Source organism: Sphingomonas naasensis (assembly GCF_004792695.1).
Classification (GTDB): domain Bacteria; phylum Pseudomonadota; class Alphaproteobacteria; order Sphingomonadales; family Sphingomonadaceae; genus Sphingomonas; species Sphingomonas naasensis.
In genome coordinates, this window is record NZ_SRXU01000007.1 from 192699 (window position 1) to 214984 (window position 22286).

The following is a 22286-nucleotide window of genomic DNA, read 5'->3' on the forward strand; positions in this document are numbered from 1 at the left end:
GTTCGCTTATTGTTCTAGTCGCGAAACCAGCGGGAGGCTAGCGGGATCTGGCGATAAAATGGCGTCCCCCTCCGCTTTGTGGAGGGGGAGAGCCGGTCAATGCACGCTTGCTGCGTAGCCGCGGGCCGGCGCGCCGCGGCGCGCGGCGGCGGCGACGCGGAAGCGCGCGGCGCTGTCGACCAGCGCGCCGATCTCGCTGGTCAGGCTGCGCGCGGTGGCCGAGGTCTGCTCGACCATCGCGGCGTTCTGCTGGGTGGTCTCGTCGATCGTCTTGATGCTGCGGGTGATCTGCTCGATCCCGGCCGCCTGGTTCTGGTTGTCGGCGGCGATCCCGCCGAGCATGCCATGGACCTGCCCGACATCCTCGGAGATGCCGCTCAGCGCGCTGTCGACCTTCTCGACCGCGTCGACCGCCTCGCCGATGTCCGACTGAGTGACGCTGAGCTGGTCGCGGGCGCGCTTGGCCTCTTCCTCGGCGCGCATCGCCAGCGCCGAGACGAGGTCGGCGACCACCGCGAAGCCGCGGCCCGCTTCACCCGCACGCCCCGCTTCCACGGCGGCGTTCATCGCGAGGACGCGCGTCTGGAAGGCGATCTTGTCGAGCCCCTCGATCACGTCGTCGATGCCCTTGGCGCTTTCCGACACGCGGCCCATCGCCTGGACCACGGCATCGGCGACGGCGCGGCTGTCGCGCACCGTCGCGATCGCCTGATCGGCGCGCGCGACGACCGATTCGGCCGCGGCGGCGGTGGCCTTGAGCCGCTGGTCCATGCGGACCACGGCTTCGTTGGTCGCCTCGAGGCTGTGCGCGGCCGCCTCGGTGCGGCGCGCGAGGTCCTCGGAAGCCGTGGCGATCTCGTCCGAGCCGAGCCGGATCGTGTCGGCGCCCTGGCCGACCGCGCCGATCAGCGCGCTGAGGCTGGTGACCATCGCGTCGAAATGGCCTTCGAGCGCGGCATAGGCGGCGGGCAGCGGGCTGCGGATGCCGCGGGTCAGATCGCCCTCGGCGAGCGCCTCGAGGCTGGTGCTGATCGTCGCGATCACCGCTTTGAGCTCGTCGGCCTGCGCGGCGCGCTCGGTCGCGGTCGCCGCCTCGACCCGGGCACGCTGCGCGGTCTCGGCGTTGAGCGCGTCGATCAGCCCCGCCATCTTGGCAGCGAGGAAGGCGAGCGCGACGGTCTCGGCGATCAGCACCACCGCGTGGAGCAGGATGCGGCCGATGCCGCCGCCGCCGAGGAACACCCAGTCGGGCACCAGCATGCCGAGCAGCAGATGGTGGACCGCGACCACCGCGGCGCCGGCAATCAGCGCGCGCCAGTCGCAGAGCACCGCGGTGGCGGCGAGCGCGGCGAAGAAGATCATGTGCAGGTCGACCTGCCAGGGCTGGCCCTGGAACAGGAACAGCATCACCGCGGGCTGCGCGACGATCGTCATGGTGACGATCATCCGCGAGGCGGGATCGTTGCGGCCGTTGAAGGCGAGCCATGCCGGCCACGCCGGCAGCGCCAGCGCGAGCAGCACGCCGGTCGCGCTCTCGGAGATGCCGAGCAGCATGCCGCCGGCCAGCGAGGCGAAGGCCATCGCCGCCATGATCGCGGCGAGCAGCCGCAATCCGGTGCGGCGCATCGAATCGAGCGAGAGTTCGGTCATGACGTGCTGGCTTCCGGGAAGGGGCCGCACAGGCGCGGGCGGCCGCTGAACAACAGGACCCCGCGCGCCATGGCGGCGGGGAGCAGGCGCGCGCGGGCGCCCTCGACATAGAAGGAGCCGGGCAGCGGCCCGATCGCGACGCGGGTGGCGCCGCTCGCGTCGATCAGCGCCTCGACCGATCCGGCGCCGCCGGGCCCGAGCGGCACGAGCAGCATCAGCCCGTGCGCGGGCGGGGTGAAGGCGAGCAGCCCGGTGGCGAGCAACAGCGCCGCCTGGACCGCCACGCCGAGGCGCAACGATCGCGGCGGGTCGCTCGATTCACAGGGATCAGCGGCGCGCATCCCTTCATTTTAGGAGGCGCGGCGTGGGTTGGGTCCGCTTTGGAGCGAAATTCCGACCGTCATCCCGGCGCAGGCCGGGGTCTCAGGCCGTATCGCGCCCTCGCCCGTCATCCCGGCTTTCGCCGGGATGACGGGTTGGGCGGTGTTTAGTGGACGAAGCGCGCCACCACGTCGCGATACGAGCGGCTGACCTTCACCGATGCGCCCGAATCGAGCACGAGGAAGCATTCGCCGTTGGTGTGCGGCTTGACCTGACGGACGAGGTCGAGATTGACGATCGTCGAGCGGTGGACGCGCTGGAAGCGCCGCGGATCGAGCCGCTTCTCGAGATCCTTCATCGTCTCGCGCAGGATCAGCGTGTTGTCGCCGGTATAGATGCACATGTAATCGCCGGCGGCGTCGATCCGCTCGATCGTGTCGACGTCGACGCGGAAGATCTGGCCGCGATCCTTGATGTTGATCAGCTTCTCGAAGCGGTTCGAGGCCATTTCGGTGCTGCTGTCGGAGGTGGCGATCTCGTCGGCCGCCTCGGGGGCGACTTCGGCGAGCACTTCCTTCAGTTTCTCGACTTCCTCGACGCCGCGCTTCTCGGTCAGCCGCTGGCGGACGCGCTCGATCGTGTCGGCGAGCCGGGCGGGTTCGACCGGCTTCATCAGATAGTCGACTGCCTGCGCCTCGAAGGCGCGGATGGCATGATCGCTATAGGCAGTGACGAAGACGAACAGCGGCGGTTCGACTTCCATCAGCCCCTGGACCACCGAGAAGCCGTCGAAGCCGGGCATCTGGATGTCGAGGAAAACGAGGTCGGGTTTGTGGGTCTTGATTGCGCGGATGGCCTCGCGGCCGTTGGAGCATTTGTCGATGATTTCGACATCCTCATGCTCCTGCAATCGGAGCTCGAGCCCCTGGATCGCCAGGGGTTCGTCGTCAACGAGGATGGTGCGGATGGTCATGCGGCCTCTCGGTTCGGTTCCTCAAGCTGGAACGGTATTTCGATCTCAACGCTGAAACCTTCCCCGGGTTTCGTTCTCGTCTCGAAACGATGATCAGAGCCGAAGGCTTGCGCCAACCGCTCCCGGATATTGGCGAGCCCCACGCCGGTTGAGAGAGTCGGCCGGGGTTTGCTTTCGATCAATCCTGGGCCGGTGTCGGATACGGCGATCTGCACTCGTTCTCCGGTGAGCCGAGCGGTGACGGTGATATCGGCGCCCTCCTCCTGCGGCGTGACGGCATATTTGATCGCATTCTCGACCAGCGGCTGGAGCAGCAGCGACGGCAGCCGCGCTTTCGACACGCGCGGATCGACGTCGAAATGAGTGCGCAGCCGCTCGTCGAATCGCATCTTCTCGATCTCGAGATAGAGTTTGAGCGTCTCGACTTCCTGGCTGAGCGTGACGTGCGCGGTCGGCTCGTTGGCGAGCGTGTAGCGCAGGAACGACGACAGCCGGCTGAGCATCACATTGGCGCGCTCGGTCTGCTTGAGCAGCACCAGCGTCGAGATCGAGTTGAGCGTGTTGAACAGGAAATGCGGGTTGAGCTGGTAGCGCAGCATCGCCAGCTGCGCCGACGAGGCCTGGTTCTCGAGCAGCTGCATCTGATCGATCTGTTGCTCGACGATCAGGTAGAAATTGATCCCGAAATAGAGCGCCGACCAGCCCGCGAGCACGGTGAAGTTGAGGAAGACATAGCCGAGCACCCGGCTGAGCGTGACGCCGGGCTCGGCCGCGGTGAACGAGAAGGTGAACGCCTCGAGCACCGCATAGACCAATGTGGCGGCGCCGAGCGTCGCGAAAGTCAGCAGGATGCCGGTGATCCGCGGCAGCCGGCGGTAATAGCCGTAAAGCGTCGAGAGCAGCAGCGTCAGGCAATAGCCGACGATCGCCTCGATGATGTTCTTGATCAGTCCCTCGACCGAAAGCCCGTTCGAGATCGACGAGACCATGCGCAGCAGCAGATAGCCGCTCCACCCCGCGGCCTGGAGTACCCAGAAGGCACGGCTCTTGTCCTCGAAGAAAGGGCGCGCGAACATACCCGGCTTGGCGGGCGATCGCGACATCAGCCGCTCCGCGGTTTGCACTGTCTTGGCCACGCGGCCCCTCTAACATTCAAGACGAGACGCGGCAAAGAGGCGCGCTGGATGAGCCGGACCCGTTTCGCGTCCGCCCGCGATCGCGGGTTTCCAAATCCTCCCTCGCGCAGCGGGGGAGGGGGACCACGAAGTGGTGGAGGGGGCCTCTCCGCGGGCGACGTCGCTTGAGGACAGGCCCCCCTCCGTCATGCTGTCGCATGCCACCTCCCCCGGTTTCCGGGGGAGGATTTTCCGACCTCAGCAGCCGACGCCGGCCGCCTTTTTCAGCATCCCGCCCAAGCCTTTGGGCTTGCACTTCTTCGGCGCTTCCTGCGGTTGCTGCTCGCCGGCTTCCTCGCCGCCGCGGCCGCTCATGATGTCGGACATGCTCGGCATGCCAGGCATGAACGTCGCCATCGAGCGATAGCGGACGCGCGCGGTCCATTTGGGCTTCCACGCGATCTTCGGGTCCCTCGGCCGCTCGGGGAAGGCGAAGTTCGCCTCGGGGCCATAGGCATAGAGAAAGCCCATCAGCATCCCGCCAGCGGCCTGCTTGACCTCGGCGGGAACCGTGCAGCTGGTCTGCGATGGCGGCATCACCACCTTCTGGCCGATCAGCCGGGTCACCGTCGCCGGGGCGAGCCAGCTCCACAGCCCGCCGCCGAATTCCTGCGTCGCCGACGAGCTCCACCACACCATGTCGCCGCCATTCTGGCCCATGTCCTTCCCGCCCATCATCCAGGCGTGATAGCCGGTGGCGTTGCCGAGGCCCTGCCAGCTGAGCCCCAGCGAGCCGTCGGCATTGGCGCTCGAGCGCGTGCGCAGCCCGGCCATGAAGTCCTGATCGAGCCCGAAGGCGATCTCGGGGCTGTAGCTGCCGGCGATGCGATGCTGGCCGATCAGCGAGGATTGGCCGCTGATGCTCTTGCTCTTCTGGCCGTTGGGCCAATGGCCATAGGTGCGGCTATTGGCGAGCGTCGGGCCGGGGTCGGCGGGCACGCGGGTCGAGAACAGCCCCGGCGGCATCGCGCCCTTGGCCAGCTTGGTGAAGTCGATCACCACCGGCTGGCCCGGCCCCGCCTTGGCGCCGCAGCCCCAATAGAGCAGCAGCCGGCCCTTGGGGCGCTGGAAATTGTCGGGCAGCTCGCCGGTTTCGCGGGTCGGCGTCTCGAGCGGCACCGAAGCGCCGAGCTTCGCGCCCGCGGGCATGAAATGGTCCGCCCTCGGCGCGCCGGTGGGGGCGAGCCGCGAGCCGAGCCGGAGCGTCAGTTCGTGCTGGTCGCCTTGGCCCATCATCCCGGCGATCGTGCCGGCGTCCATCACATAGCGCGCCTCGGGCGCGGCATCGCCGCTCTGCGCGATCACCGCGCTGCCCCCGACGAGCGCAGCCAACATCGTCCCCGCGGCGAGCAGCCGCGTTCTTACCCTGTGCATGTGAAACCTCCCCGCGGGCAGCTCCCGGCCCGAAAGTGCGCGGCATTACGCCAGCGCAACGAAACTGTGCTATGAAAACAATACACCGCCCCATGCGTGCCAGTTATGTCCGAGAATGGGACAAGTCGGCGCGTGAGACCGGTGCGACCCGAGAGGCTCAGCGAGCGTTATGGCAATGTTATGATCCAGCATAGGCCAAGGATCAAGCCATGAGAATCCTGTCCGGTCTTGTCGTTCTTTGCGCGTTTTCGCTTCCCGGGGCGACCGCGGCGCAGTCGTGGCGCGATCGCGAGTGGCGTTCGTTGCGTGTCGACGTGTCGGCACTCGATCTCTCCACCCCGGCCGGGATGGACGTGCTTGCGGCGCGGATCGGCCGCGCGGTGAATCGCATCTGCGGCAGCGACCGCGCCTGCCGCGACGAAGCCTGGGCGAGCACCGAGGGTCAGGTCGCCCGGGCGGTCGACCGCGACGTCTGGATGCGCCGCATGGCCGAGGCGCGGATCGCCCAGCGCGAGGCGTGCCGCTGGCGCGGCTGCGCGGCGCCGGTCGCGGCGGGCTATCGCGTGGCGCCGTCCCTGCCGCCCGCCGGCGGAGTCACCGTGGTGATCGTCCAGAACGCCGCGCCGCCGGTGGTGCATCGCTATTAGCGGCGATTGAACCTTCGCCCGGCCAGCGCGTCGATGCCTTCGCCCGGCCCGGGCGTCCGCGCCGTCTCCGATCCCGACGGCGCATGACGGAGGATATTCATGCCGGTTCGCAAGATCGCCATCGCCGACGCCGTCTTCGCGCGCTCGCCGGGCCAGGATGCAGACGTGTTCGCGGGAAACGTGGTCGACCAGCGCCAGGGCGGCCCGGTGACCATCGGCTATGGCCGCTACGGCCCCGATCAGAGCATCGACGAGACGCTCGCGGTCGACGATGTGATGATCGTGCTCGAGGGCAGGCTGTCGGTGTCGAGCGCCGCCGGCACGGTCACGGCCGGCCCGGGGGAGATCGTCTATATGCCGAAGGGCGAGCGCGTGACGATCCGCTCGCATGCGGAAGGGGCGGTGACCGCCTATGTCACCTATCCGCACTGGCAGACGGCGCGGGCCTGACGAGATCGGCCTCCGATCCGCGTCCGGGGTCGCGGCGTCCGCCGGATGACGATCCGGGGAAAAGAAACGGGCCCGGAGTCGCCTCCGGGCCCGCTCTTTTCCGACGTGGCGAAACCTATTTCGCGTCGACCTTCACCGCCTTCTTGCCGCCGCCTTTCTTGGGCTTGGGTGCCGCCGGGATGGTCTCGAAGACCAGCACGCCGTCCTTGAGCTTGACGTTGACCTCGCCGCCATGGACGAGCTTGCCGAACAGCAGCTCCTCGGCGAGCGGCTGCTTGATCTTCTCCTGGATGAGGCGGCCCATCGGGCGCGCGCCATAGAGCTTGTCATAGCCGCGATCGGTGAGCCAGGTCTTCGACTCGTCGTCGAGCTGGATGTGGACGCCGCGGTCCGCCAGCTGGAGCTCGAGCTGGAGGATGAACTTGTCGACCACCCGGCTGACCACCGCGGGCGGCAGATAGTCGAACGGCACGATCGCATCGAGGCGGTTGCGGAATTCGGGGGTGAAGAGCTTCTTCACTGCCTCTTCCTGCACGTCCTCGCGGCTGCTCTCGCCGAAGCCGATGCTCTCGCGCGCCATGTCCGACGCGCCGGCATTGGTGGTCATGATCAGGATCGTGTTCCTGAAATCGACCGTCTTGCCGTGGTGGTCGGTGAGCTTGCCGTTGTCCATCACCTGCAACAGGATGTTGAACAGGTCCGGATGCGCCTTCTCGATCTCGTCGAGCAGCAGCACCGAATGCGGCTGCTGGTCGACCGCGTCGGTGAGCAGACCGCCCTGATCATAGCCGACATAGCCCGGAGGCGCGCCGATCAGGCGGCTCACCGAATGGCGCTCCATATATTCGGACATGTCAAAGCGCTGGAGCGGGATGCCGAGCAGCTCGGCGAGCTGCTTCGCCACTTCGGTCTTGCCGACGCCGGTCGGGCCCGAGAACAGATAATTGCCGATCGGCTTGTCGGGATCGCGCAGACCCGCGCGGCTGAGCTTGATCGCCGAGCTGAGCACTTCGATCGCCTTGTCCTGCCCGAACACGACGCGCTTGAGATCGGTGTCGAGATTGGCGAGCACGCGGGTGTCGTCGGTCGACACGCTCTTCGGCGGGATGCGCGCCATCGTCGCGATGACCTGCTCGATCTCCTTGGGCGTGATCACCTTCTTGCGCTTCGACGGCGCCACCAGCATCTGCATCGCGCCGACCTCGTCGATCACGTCGATCGCCTTGTCGGGCAGCTTGCGGTCGTTGATGTAGCGCGCGCTCAGCTCCACCGCCGACTTGATCGCGTCGGGGGTGTATTTCACCGAATGGTGCTGCTCGAACGCCGAGCGCAGCCCCGCGAGGATCTTGACCGTATCCTCGACCGACGGCTCGTTGACATCGATCTTCTGGAAGCGCCGGAGCAGCGCCCGGTCCTTCTCGAAATGGTTGCGGAACTCCTTGTAGGTGGTCGACCCGATGCAGCGGATCGAGCCGCCCGACAGCGCCGGCTTCAGGAGGTTCGACGCGTCCATCGCGCCGCCGCTGGTCGCGCCCGCGCCGATCACCGTGTGGATCTCGTCGATGAACAGCACCGCGTGGGGCAGCTTCTCGAGCTCCGAGACGACTTGCTTGAGCCGCTCCTCGAAATCGCCGCGATAGCGCGTGCCCGCGAGCAGCGCGCCCATGTCGAGCGAGTAGATCACCGCTTCCTTGAGCACGTCGGGGACCTGGCCCTCGACGATCTTGCGCGCGAGCCCTTCCGCGATCGCGGTCTTGCCGACGCCTGGATCGCCCACATAGAGCGGGTTGTTCTTCGAGCGGCGGCACAGGATCTGCACGGTGCGATCGACTTCGGCCGAGCGCCCGATCAGCGGATCGACCTTGCCGTTCTTCGCCTTCTCGTTGAGATCGACGGTGAACTGCTTGAGCGCGCTCTCGCCCTTGCCCGATTTGCTGTCGGACTTGGTCGCCTTCTCTTCCTCGGCGCCCTTGGGCGTGCTCGTCTCGCTGGTCGTCGCGCCCTTGCCGACGCCGTGCGAGATGAAGCTCACGGCGTCGAGCCGGCTCATGTCCTGCTGCTGGAGGAAATAGACGGCATAGCTCTCGCGCTCGCTGAACAAGGCGACGAGCACGTTGGCGCCGGTCACTTCGTCGCGGCCCGAGGACTGGACGTGGAGGATCGCGCGCTGGACGACGCGCTGGAAGCCGCTGGTCGGCGACGGGTCGGTCGCCGAATCGACCTTCAGCGCCTCGAGCTCGGTGTCGAGATAATGCGCGACGGTGTTCTTGAGCTCGCCCAGATCGACGCCGCACGCGCTCATCACCTTGCTCGCATGCTCGTCGTCGACGAGCGCGAGCAGCAGATGCTCGAGCGTCGCATATTCGTGACGGCGCGAGCTCGCGGCTTCGAGCGCCTTGTGCAGGGTCGATTCGAGGGCGGAGGCGAAACTAGGCATTCAGGTACAACTCCAGTGGGCCCGAAAGGATACAAGGCCCGTTTCCGACAATGTCGGTATCGGCAGGCCCCGCATCAAGCGCAGCGGCCAGGCACCGGAGATGTTGGCGTACGGACCAGCTCCGGTGCACGTCACGCTCATCTCTTAAATAGAGCGTCCGCGCTTGCGCGGTGGTTAACGGCGCGTTGAATTTTACTTTTGCAGCGCGCAATTTCGCTTTCGAGCAGCGCGATGCGCTCGCCCAGCTCTTCGACCGAAAGCGGGTCGAGGTCCTGCTTGCCCAGCTGGACCACGAGATCGTCCTTGCGACGCGGCAGATTTTCGTCGGCGTCCATGCCGCGAACGTTGACCGTGGCAGGGGCGATGTCAATAAGACGTCGGGTTTGCAGCGAGGGCGAAAAGCGATCAACCGATGAGCGTCCCCGAAACGATGCTGGCGATCGATCCCGACCAGCCCGGAGGTCCCGAAATTCTCGTTCCCGTCCGTCGCCCGGTTCCGGCGCCGGGCGCGGGCGAGGTGCTCGTCCGCGTCGCCGCGGCCGGGGTCAACCGCCCCGATCTGATGCAGCGCATGGGAGTCTATCCGCCGCCGCCCGGCGCGCCGCGGATCCTCGGGCTCGAGGTGGCGGGAACGATCGTCGCGGTCGGCGCCGAGGTCGCGCACGAGCTGGTCGGCCAGCGGGTCTGCGCGCTGGTCGGCGGTGGCGGCTATGCCGAATATGTCGCGGTGCCGGTCGGCCAGTGCCTGCCGGTGCCGGCTTCGCTGTCGATGGTCGAGGCGGCGGCGATCCCCGAGACGCTGTTCACCGTGTGGACCAATGTCTTCGAGCGCGCCTATGCCGCCGATGGCGATTGGCTGCTCGTCCATGGCGGCACCAGCGGGATCGGGATGATGGCGATCGCGCTGGCGCGGCTGTTCCGGCTGACCGTGCTCGTCACCGCCGGCTCCGACGCCAAATGCGATGCCGCGCGCCGCGCGGGCGCCGCCGAGGCGATCAATTATCGCAGCGAGGATTTCGTCGCCCGGGTCAAGGACATCACCGGCGGCCGCGGCGTCGATATCGTGCTCGACATGGTCGGCGGCGATTATGTCCCGCGCAATCTCGAATGCCTCGCCGAGGAGGGGCGGCACGTCTCGATCGCGATCCAGCGCGGCGCCGAGGCGACGATCCCGCTCTGGCAGGTCATGCGCCGCCGGCTCGTCCTCACCGGATCGACGCTGCGCGCACGCGACGACACCTTCAAGGCGCTGGTCGCCGACGAGCTGGCGCGGACGGTGTGGCCGCATGTCGAGCAGGGGCGGCTCAAGCCGGTGATCGATTCGACCTTCCCCCTCGCCGACGCCGCCGGCGCGCATCGCCGGATGGAATCGGGCGATCATATCGGCAAGATCGTGCTGAGCGTGGAGTAAGCTGTTCCTCCCTCGCTTTAGCGGGGGAGGTGGCAGGCGCAGCCTGACGGAGGGGGCATCTCCGCTGGCGACGTCGCTCGGGGAGAGGCCCCCTCCGTCGCCTTCGGCGCCACCTCCCCCGCTGAAGCGAGGAAGGATTTATTAGCTTTACCCCACCGCGCGCAGCGGCTCGCGCTGCCCGGCCGCGAGCCGCTCGGCGGCCGGCAGGAACTCGGTCTCTTCCCATTCGCGGCGGGCGGCCATCATCCGGATCTGGCCGCGCACCGCGAGGCGATATTCGCGCGGATCGGCGAGGATCGCCTCCATCGTCCACTGGCCCATATGCGCGATGCCCGATTGGCGCATCGCCAGCAGGTCGCTGGTGTAGCGCCGCGCCAGCGCGCGGTCATAGGGGTCGCCGCTCGCGCCCAGCGGCATCAGCGCCAGCCGGGCCTCGTTGCCGAGATGCCGCGCGACGGCCTGCGCCATCTCGCGGCGCGCCGCGATCAGCGCGGTGATGCGCGGCGGCTCGCTGCTCGCGATCTCGATCAGCTTCTCGCCGATCCTGAACAGCTCGCGATGGTCCTCGTAGAGATCTTGCACAGTCATCCGGTCGCTCCTGCGAGTCTTATAGCAGGACGCGCCCGCCGGCTGGCCTCGCGGCAAGACTTTGTTAAGTTGCGGCCGAATCGGGGGGAACGATGCTGCGGAATGTCTTTGGGGGCGCGCTGATCGCCGTGCTGGCGGTCATCCTGTTGATGTCGAATCGCGATTGGGTGCTCAGCGATCAGCACCGCGCCGTCGCCGATGTGGCGGCACTGCCCGAGGGGCAGGGCGAGGTCCTTTCCAATCTCGAGATGCTCGTCAGCCGCTACGGCGTCCATGTTCCGCGCGCGCCCACCAAGGCCGAGCGGCTCTATCAGCTACTCGTCCTCGCCGGCCGCGCCCCGCCCGCGCGGATCGATCCGGGCTATCAGCGTCCGCGCTTCGGCTATTCGGTGCGGGAGTGGAGCTTCCTCGGCATGCCCTTCGCCTCGTATTCGGAATATGGCTTCGTGCTCTATTCGAACAATCGCTGGGAGCTGGTCGAGACGCCGCTGATCGATGCCGGGAACGAGCAGCTGATGCAGGAAGTCGGCCGCGATCTCCGCAAGGGCTTCTTCTTCCCGTTCTGGGCGCGTGCCTGGGGCTGGCTCTACGTCGCCGCGGTGGCGCTCTATGGCTGGCTCTATCACCGCGCGATCGTGCGGCAGCGCGAAGCGCTCGGCATCCTCTAGGCGCGCCAGTAACCATCAATCACCGACCGATTTCGCTAGGGCAGCCCGTAATCCAGTCCTAGAATTGCGCTCGAATCGGGGGATGGGACGTGCTTGGTTTTATTGGCGCATCGGAGAATGTCGTGTTCGTCACGGCGATCGTCCTGATGCTGCTGATCGGCGTCGTGCAGCTCATCGGTCTGGGCGATCATGCCGGCGGCCATTTCGACGCGCATCTGCACGCCGATGCCGATTTCAATCTGCTGAGCTGGCTCGGCATCGGCCGGCTGCCGTTGCTGATGCTGATCGTCCTGTTCCTCACCGTCTTCGGCGTCGGGGGGCTGATGGTGCAGCAGGCGATGGTCGATTGGACCGGCGCGCCGCTTGAGGCGTGGATCGCGGTGCCGGCGGTGGCGCTCGCCGCGCTGCCGGTCACCGGGTTCGCCGCGCGCGGGCTCGCGCGCATCCTGCCGCGGGATCACACCACCGCGGTGCCGCTCGAGGCGCTGATCGGGCGATCGGCGCAGGTCGTCACCGGCCGTGCCACGCTCGGCTCGCCCGCGCGCGCCCGCGCCGAGGATCATCACGGCCAGGCGCATTACGTCATGGTCGAGCCCGATCGCGGCGGCCAGACCTTCGAGGAGGGCGAACAGGTGCTGCTCGTCCGGCGCGAGGGCGAGCTGTTCCGTGCCATCTCCCGCGGCGATTTCCATTTGCCGCGTCTCGAAAGCTGAATCGATGAACGATCTCGTGCCCCAAGGAGCAATTTCGATGCTTCCCTATCTGATCTATGCCGGTGTCTCGCTCGCGGCGCTGCTCATCCTCGGGCTCACCCTCGCGCGGCTCTACAAGCGCGCCTCGAAGGAGATCGGCTTCGTCCGCACCGGCTTCGGCGGCGAGAAGGTGGTGATCAACGGCGGCGCGCTGGTGCTGCCGGTGTTCCACGAGACGATGCCGGTCAACATGAACACCGTCCGCCTCGCGGTCGAGCGCAAGGCCGGCGACGCGCTGATCACGCTCGATCGCCTGCGCATCGACGTGAAGGCCGAATTCTACGTCCGCGTGAAGCCCGACGCCCAGGCGATCGCCACCGCGGCGCAGACGCTCGGCCTGCGCACGATGCACCCCGATGCCTTGAAGGAACTGGTCGAGGGCAAGTTCGTCGACGCGCTGCGCTCGGTCGCCGCGGGGATGACGATGGCGCAGCTCCACGAGCAGCGCAGCGAGTTCGTCCAGAAGGTCCAGCAGGTCTCGTCGGTCGATCTGGCGATGAACGGGCTCGAGCTCGAATCGGTGTCGCTGACCGGTCTCGACCAGACCTCGATCGAGCATTTCAACGCCAACAACGCGTTCGACGCCGAGGGCCTGACCAAGCTCACCGAGCAGATCGAGCTGCGCAAGAAGGCGCGCAACGACATCGAGCAGGACACCCGCGTCCAGATCGAGACCAAGAATCTCGAGGCGCAGCGCCAGTCCTTCCTGATCGGCCGCGATACCGAGTTCGCCCGGCTCGAGCAGGAACGCGAGGTCGAGATGCGCCGCGCTGCGCAGGCAGCCGAGGTCGCGCGCGAGCAGTCGCTGCGCCAGCAGGAGGCCGATCAGGCGCGGATCGAGGCCAAGAAGCTCGTCGACGCGCAGCAGATCGAGGCCGATCGCGCCGTGCAGGAGGCGCGGATCGCGCAGACCCAGGCGCTCGAGCTCGCCCGGCAGGAGCAGCAGATCGCGGTGCAGAACAAGAGCCGTGAGGAGAGCCAGGCCAAGGCCAAGGCCGATGAGGCGCGCGCCGAGGCGGTGGTCGCCGAGGAGCGCGTCGGCACCGCCCGCGAGGCCGAGGTCGCCGAGCGCCAGAAGCGGATCGAGCTGATCGACGCCGCCCGCGAGGCCGAGCGCGCGGCGATCGGGATCAAGGTCCAGGCCGAGGCCGAAAAGGCCGCCGCCGCCGACCGCGCCGAGGCGTCGCGTCTCGCCGCCGAGGGCGAGGCGGAGGCCGCCAAGCTGCGCGCCGACGCCGATCGCGTCCGCTTCGAGGTCGAGGCGGCGGGCCAGCGCGCGGTCAACGAGGCGGCGAACATCCTGTCGTCGGATCAGGTCTCGCTGCAGACCAAGATGGCGCTGCTCAAGGTGCTCCCCGAGATGATCCGCGAGGCATCGAAGCCGCTCGAGGCGATCGATTCGATCAAGATCGTCCAGGTCGACGGGCTCACCGGGCGCGGCGGCAGCGCGATGGCCGGCGCCGCGAACGACGGCGACGGCGAGCGCAACCTCGCCAACGCGGCCGTCTCGGCGGCGCTGCGCTATCGCGCGCAGGCGCCGGTGATCGACGGGCTGATGAAGGAGCTCGGCTTCGACGGCAGCTCGCTCGACACGCTGGTGGCGAGCGCGGCCGCCGATATCGCGGCGCCCGCGCCGCCCCAGCCGCCGGTGCAGGCCGCGGAATAATCACCCTGCCGATCCTCCCCCTCGCGGGGAGGATCGTTCGGGTCGCGATAAGCCGACCTTATCATCCGCGGCCGGCTATTTGTTTGACGGCGCCCGGACCGGCGGCGAAAGCCGCGGCACCAGCAGAGGGGGAAGCGTCATGGGTCCGATCGTCCTGCACGAATATGCGCTGTCGGGGAATTGCTACAAGATTCGCCTCACTGCGGCGCATGTCGGGATGCCGCTCGCGCGGCGGGAGTACGACATCCTCGAGGGCGAGACGCGCACCGCGGCGTTCCTGCGCGAAGTGAACGCCAATGGCCGCATCCCGGTGCTCCAGCTCGGCGACGATTTCCTGCCCGAGAGCAACGCCGCGGCATGGTATCTCGCCGACGGCAGCGATCTGATCCCCGCCGATCGCTTCGAGCGCGCCGATATGCTGCGCTGGCTGTTCTGGGAGCAATATAATCACGAGCCCAACATCGCGACCGTGCGCTTCTGGCGGACGCTCGTCGGCGAGGACAATCTCAGCGAGCTCCAGCGCGCCCAGCTGCCCGCCAAGGTCGCCGCGGGCGAGGCGGCGCTGGCGCTAATGGACGCGCATCTCGGCCGGCGCGCCTTCTTCGTGCTCGACCGGCTGACCCTCGCCGACATCGTCCTCTACGCCTATACCCATGTCGCGGAGGAAGGCGGGTTCGATCTCCGGCCCTATCCCCATGTCCGGGCGTGGCTGGCGCGCGTGGCGGCGCAGCCCGGGCACGTCGCGATCACCGACTAGCGCGCCCGCCGGACCCATAACGGCGGGGCATGGGGCGAGTAATGCACGATCTCGCAGATGTCGCTTCTGTCCAATCCGCCGGGCCGATTCGGGCGTAGACGAGTCGGGCGATCCGAGGTTCCGCGAGGGGGGCCTCAGGAGCCCGGCCGGCATCCGGCCGGGCTCCGTTCGCCGATATTGTCAGGGCAGGGTTGCTGACACGCCACAGGGCGCGGGGATGTCCCGCGTCGCGGCAGGATCGTGGACGACTGGACTGGGAGATCTGGAAGGTGCGCAAATCCGTCTATGGCGGCCCCCGGGCATTGGCGCCCGGCGCGGCCCGGCACGAAATGGCCCGCTGGCTGGCGGGCGCCCGCGAAGTGATCCGGGTGCTCTTCCCCGAAGAGGTCGCGAGCCACAAGCCGCGCCTGCGCGGCGATCGCTGAGCGGTCGCCTCAAACCGCGCCGATCGCCGAAATCGGCGCCAACGATTCCGATTGTAACATTCGCCCGGCATAGGCGCCTGCAGGACAAGGCTCCCGCGGGGGAATGATCATGGCAACGATCACCAGGCTTCCGTTCGACGCAGCGCATTTCGCCGATTTCCACGCCACGCAACCGGCGATTCCCGAGCGGATCATCGGCGGGCGCCGGCAATATCGCACGATCTGGATCTCGGACGTCCATCTCGGCACGCGCGGCTGCAACGCGGCGATGCTCATCGATTTTCTCGACCATGTCGACAGCGAGACGATGTATCTCGTCGGCGACATCATCGACGGCTGGGCGCTGCGCAAGCGCTTCTACTGGCCCGATGCGCATAACGACATCGTCTGGCGCGTGCTCAAGCGCGCCAAGCGCGGCACCCGCATCGTCTACATCCCCGGCAATCACGACGAGATGTTCCGCCAGTTCTCGGGGCTCCATTTCGGCGGAGTCGAGATCACGCGCCAGGCGATTCACGAGACCGCCGACGGCAAGCGCCTGCTCGTCCTCCATGGCGACGAGTTCGATGCGATCACCCTCTCGCACCGCTGGCTCGCGCATCTCGGCGATGCCGCCTACGAGGCGATGATGGCGCTCAACCGCTGGCTCAACGGCGTCCGGCGGATGTTCAACCTGCCCTATTGGTCGCTGAGCAAATACGCCAAGCAGAAGGTCAAGAACGCGGTCTCGTTCATCTCGAAGTTCGAGGAGGTGGTCGCGCACGAGGCGGCGCACCGCAACATCGACGGCGTCGTCGCCGGGCATATCCACAAGGCGGAGATGCGCACGATCGAGGGCGTGCGATATTACAATGACGGCGATTGGGTGGAGGGTTGCACCGCGCTCGTGGAGCATTACGACGGCACTATGGAAATTCTCCATTGGGCCGAGGAGATGGCGGCGCGCGATGCGCCCGAATCCGAGGTCAGACTAGAGGCGGCGTGACGAAGGCGGCGGAGGCCGACGAGGTGCGCATCGCAATCGTAACCGATGCCTGGGAGCCCCAGGTCAACGGCGTCGTCCGCACGCTTCAATCCGTCCGGGCGGTGCTCGAGGCGCAGGGGCACCGGGTCGAGGTGATCTCGCCCGATCGCTTCTATTCGCTGCCGTGCCCCACCTATCCCGAGATCCGCCTCGCGCTCGCCAGCACCGGCAGCGTCGGCGCGATGCTCGAAGCGTTCCGGCCGAACGCGATCCACCTCGCCACCGAAGGCCCGCTCTGCGTCGCCGCACGGCGCTGGTGCCTGCGGCACGACATGCCGTTCACCACTGCCTATCACACCCAGTTCCCCGATTATGTCTCGGCGCGCTCGGGCGTTCCCGCCGAATGGATCTGGCGCTACATCCGCTGGTTTCACGCCCCGAGCCAGGCGATCCTCGCCTCGACACCGTCGATCCGCCAGTCGCTGGTCGATCACGGGCTCGCCCATGTGAAGCATTGGGGGCGGGGGGTCGATCTCGCCAATTTCCATCCCGGCCTCGCGCCGCATCCGGCGATGCAGGGTCTCGCCGGGCCGATCCAGCTCTATGTCGGCCGCGTCGCGGTCGAGAAGAATCTCGAGGCGTTCCTGAAAACCGATCACCCCGGCACCAGGGTCGTCGTCGGCGACGGGCCGGCGCGCGCGACGCTCGAGGCGCGCTTCCCGCAGACGATGTTCCTCGGCCCGATGTTCGGCGCCGAGCTCGCCTCGGCCTATGCCGCCGCCGATGTCTTCGTCTTTCCGAGCAAGACCGACACGTTCGGGCTGGTGATGATCGAGGCGCTGGCCTGCGGCGTCCCCGTCGCCGGCTATCCGGTGACCGGCCCGATCGACGTGCTCACGCCCGAGACCGGCGCGATGGACGCCGATCTCACCGTCGCGATCGCCGCGGCGCTCACCCGCGATCGCGAAGCCTGCGCCGCCTATGGCCGCAGCTTCACCTGGGAAGCGAGCGCCCGCCAGTTCCTCGCCGCGCTCTATCCGATGGACGGGCAACAGGCGGCGGCCTGACGCAGCCACGGTCCCCGCCGCGCCCGCCCGTAATTGCCATCCCCGCGCATATCTGCGATACCGTGCAGCAATAAGCCCAATCCAGGTCATGGAGGGTCGCGCGCAAACGGGAGGCGTTGGTGCGATCCGGGGACGAACAATGGCAGCGCCGCATGATGCCGTTCATGGCGGTCGCGGTCGTTTTTGCGGCACTCTTCTTCGCGGTGATCCTCGTGGCGCGGTTTTCCGCGATCGCGACGACCTTGCAGGATCCTCCCCAAGCCGAGATCGCCATTCCATGGACGAGCGCCGAGGCGGGGCCGAAGAGCTGGCAGGAGCAGAAGCAGCTCGCCCAGCTCCAGGCCAATTTCGCGCTCGAGCGGGAGATCATCGCGCGCCGCTATCGCCAGGCCGCCGCCGCGCAGTCGCTCCGGCTCTGGACCCGGCTGATGGGCTTTTTGACCGGGATGCTCATGGCGATCATGGGCTCGGCCTTCGTGCTCGGCAAGCTCGCCGGCCCCGACAACGACATCAGCGGCGCCGCCAGCGGCGCGTCGATCAGCATCAAGACCGCCTCGCCCGGGGTCATCCTCGCGGTGCTCGGCACGATCCTGATCGGCATGACGATCACCACCACGGTGCGGACCGATGTTCGCGATTCGGCGATCTATTTCGGAACGCCGGGCGAGGAGCCGCGCGAGCCGGTCGCGCTCGATCTCGCCGATCCGCAGGCCGACGCGGACGTCCCGCCTCGGCCCGGGCCGGCAGGGGAGGGGACGAAATGAAACACGTCGCACTTGCTCTCGCCGCGGCGGGGCTGCTGTCCGCGTCGCCCGCCGCCGCGCTGCAACGCGAGCTCGATCGCGCCTATGCGCTCCTCCAGGGCGGCAGCTACAAGAGCGCCCAGGCCGCGGCGCGTGCCTATATGCAGGCCAACGGGCCGCGGTTCAGCGCGGCGATGATCATCGCGATCGCGCAGTGCATGCAGCGCCCCCATCGCTCCGAGAACGCGCAGCCCTTCCTGCAAATCCGCCGGGATTACAGCGTTCCCGCCGCGAAGAATCGCGAGATCGACAAGCTGATCCGGGATTGCACCAGCCCCAGGCCGCGCCCCGTCCCGCAAGAAGCGGGGGTGAGCACCGAGGCGTTGACCGTGCAGCTCGACACGCGCGCCGCGCGGCCCGGCGCCGGCGAGCCGCCGCCGACCCGTCCGCCGGTCCGCATCATCCGTTCGCCGGTGAGCCCGACGCTCGACCTGTCGCGGGGGACGACGCTGGTCCACCCCGCGGCCGCCGGCCAGTGCCGCCAGGGCTTTGTCTCGCGCGGTGCCTTTGCCGGGGATCGCGTCTGCGTCTCGCCGGCGACGCGCGAGCAGGTGCGGCAGGATAATGGCGCGGCGCGGGCGCGGATCGATCCGCGCGGCGCCTATGGACCCAACACCTGCATCCAGGGGTTCGTCTGGCGCGGCGCGCGCCCTTCCGATCTGGTCTGCGTGACGCCCGCCCAGCGCGATCAGGCGGTGCGCGACAATCGGGCGGCGGCGGGGCGCCGGGCGCAATGACCCGCACGCTGCCGGCGTCGATCCGGCCCGGATGCCGGTCCGCCGGCGGAATTGCGAGGTTGCCCTTGGAGGGAACAGGTATTAAGTCAGCCCGGTGACCGGCCGCCCGTGATGGGCGGCCCTTATTGTTTCTGGAGACGAAAAGTGGCCCAGCCGCTGATGCCGCATGCGACCGCTTCCTGGCTGGTCGACAATACTTCGCTCTCGTTCGAGCAGATCGCCGAGTTCTGCGGTCTCCACATCCTCGAGATCCAGGCGATCGCCGACGATACCGCCGCGACCAAGCTCACCGGCCGCGATCCCGTCCGCGCGCACGAGCTGACGATGGAGGAGATCGAGAAGGGCCAGGCCGATCCCGATTACAGCCTCAAGATGCTCAAGGGCCCCGAGCAGATCCGCCGCACCAAGGGCCCGCGCTACACGCCGGTCTCGAAGCGCCAGGACAAGCCCGATGGCATCGCGTGGATCCTGCGCAACCATCCCGAGATCTCGGATGGCGCGATCAGCAAGCTGATCGGCACCACCCGCACCACGATCGCGGCGATCCGCGATCGCAGTCACTGGAACATCGCCAACATCACCCCCAAGGACCCGGTGACGCTGGGTCTCGCCTCGCAGCGCGAGCTCGACGCGCTCGTCGCCAAGGCGGCCAAGGCCGCGGGCATCGAAGCGCCGACCGACACGCGTCTGGAAGGCGATCGCGAGGCGCTGCTCGAGCAGCTCCGCGCCGAGCGCACCGCCGCGGCGAACGCCGCCGAGGCGGGCGAGGCAGGCGTCGAGACCGGCCCGATCGAGCACACCGCCGAGACGCTGTTCCGCAGCTGATCGGCCCGTCCGGCCGCCCTCGCACGGGGCCGGGCATCCCCGCGAAAGCGGGGGGCCATCTCCCGGGCGTGCGGCGAAATGCGCCGGCGCGCCTGCCAGAGCAGTCGGTGCGCGTCCCCGCTTTCCCGCTTTCGCGGGGATGACGAAGGTCGCGCGTGCGGGTTAGTCTTCGGTCTTGCGATTCGGCGATGCGACCGACGCGAGCGCAGGGGAGATGCTGCATGTGTGACGATCTGACCGAAGCCGACAATCAGCGCTTCCTCGGGGACGCGATATCGCGTCGCGGCTTCGGCGCCGCGGCCGCGGCGGTCGGCATCGGCGTGCTGCTGCCCAGCCCGGCGAACGCGCTGGCGGTCAAGGGCCGCGAGGTCGCGATCACCACCCCCGACGGCACCATCGACGCGTATTATGTCGCGCCGGCCAGCGGCAAGCACCCCGCCGTGCTGGTCTGGCCCGACATTTACGGCCTGCGCCCCGCGTTCCGGCAAATGGCCGATCGGCTCGCCGAGTCGGGCTATGCGGTGCTCACGGTGAACCCCTTCTATCGCTCGACCACCGCGGCCGCGCTCGCCGCGAGCGGCGACAAGGCGGCGGTCCGTGCCAGGGCCGGCGAGGCGCGCAAATTGCTGACGCCCGAGGCGACGATCCGCGACGCGACTGCGCTGGTGGCGTTCATCGACAAGCAGCCCGAAGTGAACCCGAAGCGCGGAATCGGCAGCACCGGCTATTGCATGGGCGGTCCGCTGGTGGTGCGCACCGCCGCGGCGGTCCCGGGCCGGATCCGCGCCGGCGGCTCGTTCCATGGCGGCGGGCTCGCCACCACGGCGCCGGACAGCCCGCATTTGCTCATCCCCCAAACCAAAGCGAGCTTCCTGATCGCGATCGCCGAGAATGACGATGCCCGCGCGCCCGGCGACAAGGATACGCTCCGCGCCGCGTTCGCCGCCGCCAAACGCCCCGCCGAGATCGAGGTCTATCAGGGCGCGATGCACGGCTGGTGCCCGCCCGACAGCGACGTCTACAACCAGGCGCAGGCCGAGCGCGCCTGGGGCCGGCTGCTCCATCTGTTCGAGACCGCGCTGTAGCGGATTGACGCGCGGCGTGCATTTCGTTCACATTATGTTCTGAAGCGCATGGAGTCGAGACGATGGCGGACGAACTGGTTTTCTACACCAACCCCCAGTCGCGCGGGCGCATCGCCCGCTGGATGCTCGAGGAGACCGGCGCGGACTATCGCACCGAGGTCATCGATTATGCCGCGCGGATGAAGAGCGCCGAATATCTGGCGATCAATCCGATGGGGAAGGTCCCCGCGATCGTCCATGCCGGCAAGGTCGTCACCGAGGGCGCGGCAATCTGCGCCTATCTCGCCGAAGCCTTTCCCGAGGCGGGGCTGGCGCCGCGGCCCGACGAGCGTGCCGACTATTATCGCTGGCTGTTCTTCGCCGCCGGCCCGGTCGAGCAGGCGGTGACCAACAATTTCGCCAAGTTCGATCCCTCGCCCGAACAGGCGCGCTCGTTCGGCTACGGCACCTACGCGACGACGGTCGACGTGCTCGAGCAGGCAGTCTCGGCGCATGATTATATCGCCGGGGATCGCTTCACCGCCGCCGATGTCTATGTCGGCTCGGCGGTGGGCTGGGGCGTGCTGTTCGGCACCTTGCCCAGGCGCGACGCCTTCACGGCCTATTTCGAGCGTCTCAGCGGCCGCGAGGCCTATCGCCGCGCGGCGGCGAAGGACGACGCGCTGGTCGAGGAGAAGACGCCGGCCTGATCCGCGAATTCACGCGGTCATCGGTGGCACGAGCGCGATGAGCAAGGTCGTCGTGGTCGCGGCTGAGATGCAGAAGAGCGCGATCATCGTACGGAGCCGGATCAAATAAGTGACGTCTGACATTTTCCACGCATCCTGAACGCGAACATGGGAATGCGACCGCGTGTCGAGCGTCTTGTCGGCTCGTCATCGCGGTGGCGCCTTACTGCGTGGCGGCGCGGTCAGCCATGATCGAGCGCGCGGATTCCTTGATCGAAACGCCGGAAGGCGGGCCGGGCTTGCAATGTAGGAGTTGGGCTGCTGCCCTGTCCGCCGGCCCGGCGCCGGCCGGCCGCGCTCTTTGACGCCGTCGATCTTCCTACCGATCCGCGCAACTATATTTCCTGCCCGCGCAACGGGAGAGTCGTTCTATCGCGACTCTTGCGACTCTAGGCCGGCGAAATCCTACAAATCGCCCCGGGGGAATTCCTACCGGCGCGAGGCCATCCGCGCCGCCAGCTGCGCCATCACCGCATCGCGGTCGGCAGCGTCGGTCGCGCTCCAGCGCGCGATCTCGTCGAGCGTGCGGCCGCAGCCGATGCACCAGCCGCTGGCGGAGTCGATCTTGCAGATGCCGGTGCAGGGCGACGGGATCGGGGCCGGTCCGGCGTTCGCCGGTCCGTTCACGCCCCGAGCGTGTAGTTCAGGAAGTCGGGGACGGGGCCGTTCCAGCCGTCATCGGGCTCTTCCTGCGCCTGGCGGCGCTGCGGCGCGCGGTCGTCGCTGCGCCCGCGACCGCGGCCGCCGCGTTCGCGGCGCGGCGTCTCCTCGCGACGCGGCTCG

The 22286-nt window shown here is 68.1% G+C and carries 24 protein-coding genes; 15 read left to right on the forward strand and 9 right to left on the reverse strand.

What is annotated here, in order from left to right; genetic code table 11:
• Nucleotides 1–96: 96 nt before the first annotated feature.
• The 5 genes from E5A74_RS16340 to E5A74_RS16360 all read right to left on the reverse strand — a co-directional run bounded on the left by E5A74_RS16340 (nucleotide 97) and on the right by E5A74_RS16360 (nucleotide 5493).
• Nucleotides 97–1650: a methyl-accepting chemotaxis protein gene (locus tag E5A74_RS16340; protein ID WP_135986687.1), complete on the reverse strand. Its 1554-nt coding sequence runs from the start codon at nucleotides 1648–1650 to the stop codon at nucleotides 97–99.
• Nucleotides 1647–1991: a hypothetical protein gene (locus E5A74_RS16345; RefSeq protein WP_135986688.1), complete on the reverse strand. Its 345-nt coding sequence runs from the start codon at nucleotides 1989–1991 to the stop codon at nucleotides 1647–1649. Before E5A74_RS16345 ends, E5A74_RS16340 begins: the two co-directional genes overlap by 4 nt.
• A gap of 146 nt (nucleotides 1992–2137) precedes the next feature.
• A complete protein-coding gene (locus E5A74_RS16350; protein ID WP_135986689.1) occupies nucleotides 2138–2944 on the reverse strand; it encodes a LytR/AlgR family response regulator transcription factor in 807 nt (268 codons plus the stop codon).
• The gene (locus tag E5A74_RS16355) at nucleotides 2941–4047 is read right to left on the reverse strand and encodes a sensor histidine kinase (RefSeq protein ID WP_135986690.1); all 1107 of its coding nucleotides are present in this window, start codon (nucleotides 4045–4047) and stop codon (nucleotides 2941–2943) included. Before E5A74_RS16355 ends, E5A74_RS16350 begins: the two co-directional genes overlap by 4 nt.
• A gap of 270 nt (nucleotides 4048–4317) precedes the next feature.
• Nucleotides 4318–5493, reverse strand: a complete 1176-nt coding sequence (locus E5A74_RS16360; RefSeq protein WP_206365894.1) for a hypothetical protein — start codon at nucleotides 5491–5493, stop codon at nucleotides 4318–4320.
• A gap of 209 nt (nucleotides 5494–5702) precedes the next feature.
• Here E5A74_RS16360 and E5A74_RS16365 point away from each other — a divergent pair, with 209 nt between their 5' ends.
• Complete coding sequence (locus E5A74_RS16365) at nucleotides 5703–6140, forward strand: UrcA family protein (RefSeq protein WP_135986691.1); 438 nt, start codon at nucleotides 5703–5705, stop codon at nucleotides 6138–6140.
• A 99-nt stretch (nucleotides 6141–6239) separates the two neighbouring features.
• Nucleotides 6240–6590 (forward strand): AraC-like ligand-binding domain-containing protein, encoded by a 351-nt coding sequence (locus E5A74_RS16370; RefSeq protein WP_135986692.1) that lies wholly within the window; start codon nucleotides 6240–6242, stop codon nucleotides 6588–6590.
• A 115-nt stretch (nucleotides 6591–6705) separates the two neighbouring features.
• On the opposite strand, the gene clpA is transcribed toward E5A74_RS16370, so the two are convergent.
• Together clpA and E5A74_RS16380 are read right to left on the reverse strand one after the other, a co-directional pair.
• Nucleotides 6706–9027 (reverse strand): ATP-dependent Clp protease ATP-binding subunit ClpA, encoded by a 2322-nt coding sequence (gene clpA / locus E5A74_RS16375; protein WP_135986693.1) that lies wholly within the window; start codon nucleotides 9025–9027, stop codon nucleotides 6706–6708.
• Nucleotides 9028–9164: 137 nt separating this feature from the next.
• Nucleotides 9165–9362 (reverse strand): DUF1192 domain-containing protein, encoded by a 198-nt coding sequence (locus E5A74_RS16380; RefSeq protein WP_135986694.1) that lies wholly within the window; start codon nucleotides 9360–9362, stop codon nucleotides 9165–9167.
• Nucleotides 9363–9439: 77 nt separating this feature from the next.
• Here E5A74_RS16380 and E5A74_RS16385 point away from each other — a divergent pair, with 77 nt between their 5' ends.
• Entirely contained in the window at nucleotides 9440–10438 is a 999-nt protein-coding gene (locus E5A74_RS16385) for an NAD(P)H-quinone oxidoreductase (RefSeq protein ID WP_240699853.1), read from the forward strand.
• 147 nt (nucleotides 10439–10585) lie between these two features.
• Here E5A74_RS16385 and E5A74_RS16390 read toward each other — a convergent pair whose 3' ends face one another.
• Nucleotides 10586–11026, reverse strand: coding sequence for a hypothetical protein (locus tag E5A74_RS16390; RefSeq protein ID WP_135986695.1), 441 nt, complete (start codon nucleotides 11024–11026; stop codon nucleotides 10586–10588).
• Between the two features lie 92 nt (nucleotides 11027–11118).
• Here E5A74_RS16390 and E5A74_RS16395 point away from each other — a divergent pair, with 92 nt between their 5' ends.
• The 12 genes from E5A74_RS16395 (at nucleotide 11119) to E5A74_RS16445 (ending at nucleotide 21464) form a co-directional block, all read left to right on the forward strand.
• Nucleotides 11119–11694 (forward strand): hypothetical protein, encoded by a 576-nt coding sequence (locus tag E5A74_RS16395; protein WP_135986696.1) that lies wholly within the window; start codon nucleotides 11119–11121, stop codon nucleotides 11692–11694.
• Between the two features lie 89 nt (nucleotides 11695–11783).
• Nucleotides 11784–12407, forward strand: a complete 624-nt coding sequence (locus E5A74_RS16400) for a YqiJ family protein (RefSeq protein ID WP_135986697.1) — start codon at nucleotides 11784–11786, stop codon at nucleotides 12405–12407.
• Nucleotides 12408–12444: 37 nt separating this feature from the next.
• Nucleotides 12445–14112, forward strand: a complete 1668-nt coding sequence (locus E5A74_RS16405; protein WP_240699854.1) for a flotillin family protein — start codon at nucleotides 12445–12447, stop codon at nucleotides 14110–14112.
• Between the two features lie 139 nt (nucleotides 14113–14251).
• The gene (locus E5A74_RS16410; protein WP_135986699.1) at nucleotides 14252–14869 is read left to right on the forward strand and encodes a glutathione S-transferase family protein; all 618 of its coding nucleotides are present in this window, start codon (nucleotides 14252–14254) and stop codon (nucleotides 14867–14869) included.
• A 269-nt stretch (nucleotides 14870–15138) separates the two neighbouring features.
• Nucleotides 15139–15294 (forward strand): hypothetical protein, encoded by a 156-nt coding sequence (locus E5A74_RS20955; protein ID WP_166745630.1) that lies wholly within the window; start codon nucleotides 15139–15141, stop codon nucleotides 15292–15294.
• A 109-nt stretch (nucleotides 15295–15403) separates the two neighbouring features.
• A complete protein-coding gene (locus E5A74_RS16415; RefSeq protein WP_135986700.1) occupies nucleotides 15404–16279 on the forward strand; it encodes a UDP-2,3-diacylglucosamine diphosphatase in 876 nt (291 codons plus the stop codon).
• Between the two features lie 23 nt (nucleotides 16280–16302).
• Complete coding sequence (locus E5A74_RS16420) at nucleotides 16303–17325, forward strand: glycosyltransferase family 4 protein (protein ID WP_135986729.1); 1023 nt, start codon at nucleotides 16303–16305, stop codon at nucleotides 17323–17325.
• A gap of 119 nt (nucleotides 17326–17444) precedes the next feature.
• Nucleotides 17445–18089, forward strand: coding sequence for a hypothetical protein (locus E5A74_RS16425; protein ID WP_135986701.1), 645 nt, complete (start codon nucleotides 17445–17447; stop codon nucleotides 18087–18089).
• Nucleotides 18086–18865: a hypothetical protein gene (locus E5A74_RS16430; RefSeq protein ID WP_135986702.1), complete on the forward strand. Its 780-nt coding sequence runs from the start codon at nucleotides 18086–18088 to the stop codon at nucleotides 18863–18865. The genes E5A74_RS16425 and E5A74_RS16430 overlap by 4 nt, the downstream gene beginning before the upstream one ends.
• 144 nt (nucleotides 18866–19009) lie before the next feature.
• Nucleotides 19010–19690 (forward strand): DUF1013 domain-containing protein, encoded by a 681-nt coding sequence (locus E5A74_RS16435; RefSeq protein ID WP_135986703.1) that lies wholly within the window; start codon nucleotides 19010–19012, stop codon nucleotides 19688–19690.
• Nucleotides 19691–19911: 221 nt separating this feature from the next.
• The gene (locus E5A74_RS16440; protein ID WP_135986704.1) at nucleotides 19912–20775 is read left to right on the forward strand and encodes a dienelactone hydrolase family protein; all 864 of its coding nucleotides are present in this window, start codon (nucleotides 19912–19914) and stop codon (nucleotides 20773–20775) included.
• A gap of 62 nt (nucleotides 20776–20837) precedes the next feature.
• Nucleotides 20838–21464 (forward strand): glutathione S-transferase family protein, encoded by a 627-nt coding sequence (locus E5A74_RS16445; RefSeq protein WP_135986705.1) that lies wholly within the window; start codon nucleotides 20838–20840, stop codon nucleotides 21462–21464.
• Between the two features lie 468 nt (nucleotides 21465–21932).
• On the opposite strand, the gene E5A74_RS16450 is transcribed toward E5A74_RS16445, so the two are convergent.
• A complete protein-coding gene (locus E5A74_RS16450) occupies nucleotides 21933–22130 on the reverse strand; it encodes a DUF1289 domain-containing protein (protein ID WP_135986706.1) in 198 nt (65 codons plus the stop codon).
• Nucleotides 22131–22286 lie beyond the last annotated feature (156 nt).

Bases quoted from the DNA above. Each gene is read 5' to 3' on its own strand.
- clpA (WP_135986693.1), bottom strand. From the start codon at position 9,027: ATGCCTAGTTTCGCCTCCGCCCTCGAATCGACCCTGCACAAGGCGCTC.
- E5A74_RS16370 (WP_135986692.1), top strand. From the start codon at position 6,240: ATGCCGGTTCGCAAGATCGCCATCGCCGACGCCGTCTTCGCGCGCTCG.
- E5A74_RS16365 (WP_135986691.1), top strand. From the start codon at position 5,703: ATGAGAATCCTGTCCGGTCTTGTCGTTCTTTGCGCGTTTTCGCTTCCC.
- E5A74_RS16350 (WP_135986689.1), bottom strand. From the start codon at position 2,944: ATGACCATCCGCACCATCCTCGTTGACGACGAACCCCTGGCGATCCAG.
- E5A74_RS16445 (WP_135986705.1), top strand. From the start codon at position 20,838: ATGGCGGACGAACTGGTTTTCTACACCAACCCCCAGTCGCGCGGGCGC.
- E5A74_RS16340 (WP_135986687.1), bottom strand. From the start codon at position 1,650: ATGACCGAACTCTCGCTCGATTCGATGCGCCGCACCGGATTGCGGCTG.
- E5A74_RS16440 (WP_135986704.1), top strand. From the start codon at position 19,912: ATGTGTGACGATCTGACCGAAGCCGACAATCAGCGCTTCCTCGGGGAC.
- E5A74_RS16390 (WP_135986695.1), bottom strand. From the start codon at position 11,026: ATGACTGTGCAAGATCTCTACGAGGACCATCGCGAGCTGTTCAGGATC.
- E5A74_RS16395 (WP_135986696.1), top strand. From the start codon at position 11,119: ATGCTGCGGAATGTCTTTGGGGGCGCGCTGATCGCCGTGCTGGCGGTC.
- E5A74_RS16430 (WP_135986702.1), top strand. From the start codon at position 18,086: ATGAAACACGTCGCACTTGCTCTCGCCGCGGCGGGGCTGCTGTCCGCG.
- E5A74_RS16385 (WP_240699853.1), top strand. From the start codon at position 9,440: ATGAGCGTCCCCGAAACGATGCTGGCGATCGATCCCGACCAGCCCGGA.
- E5A74_RS16415 (WP_135986700.1), top strand. From the start codon at position 15,404: ATGGCAACGATCACCAGGCTTCCGTTCGACGCAGCGCATTTCGCCGAT.
- E5A74_RS16360 (WP_206365894.1), bottom strand. From the start codon at position 5,493: ATGCACAGGGTAAGAACGCGGCTGCTCGCCGCGGGGACGATGTTGGCT.
- E5A74_RS16380 (WP_135986694.1), bottom strand. From the start codon at position 9,362: ATGGACGCCGACGAAAATCTGCCGCGTCGCAAGGACGATCTCGTGGTC.
- E5A74_RS16355 (WP_135986690.1), bottom strand. From the start codon at position 4,047: ATGTCGCGATCGCCCGCCAAGCCGGGTATGTTCGCGCGCCCTTTCTTC.
- E5A74_RS16410 (WP_135986699.1), top strand. From the start codon at position 14,252: ATGGGTCCGATCGTCCTGCACGAATATGCGCTGTCGGGGAATTGCTAC.
- E5A74_RS16405 (WP_240699854.1), top strand. From the start codon at position 12,445: ATGCTTCCCTATCTGATCTATGCCGGTGTCTCGCTCGCGGCGCTGCTC.
- E5A74_RS16345 (WP_135986688.1), bottom strand. From the start codon at position 1,991: ATGCGCGCCGCTGATCCCTGTGAATCGAGCGACCCGCCGCGATCGTTG.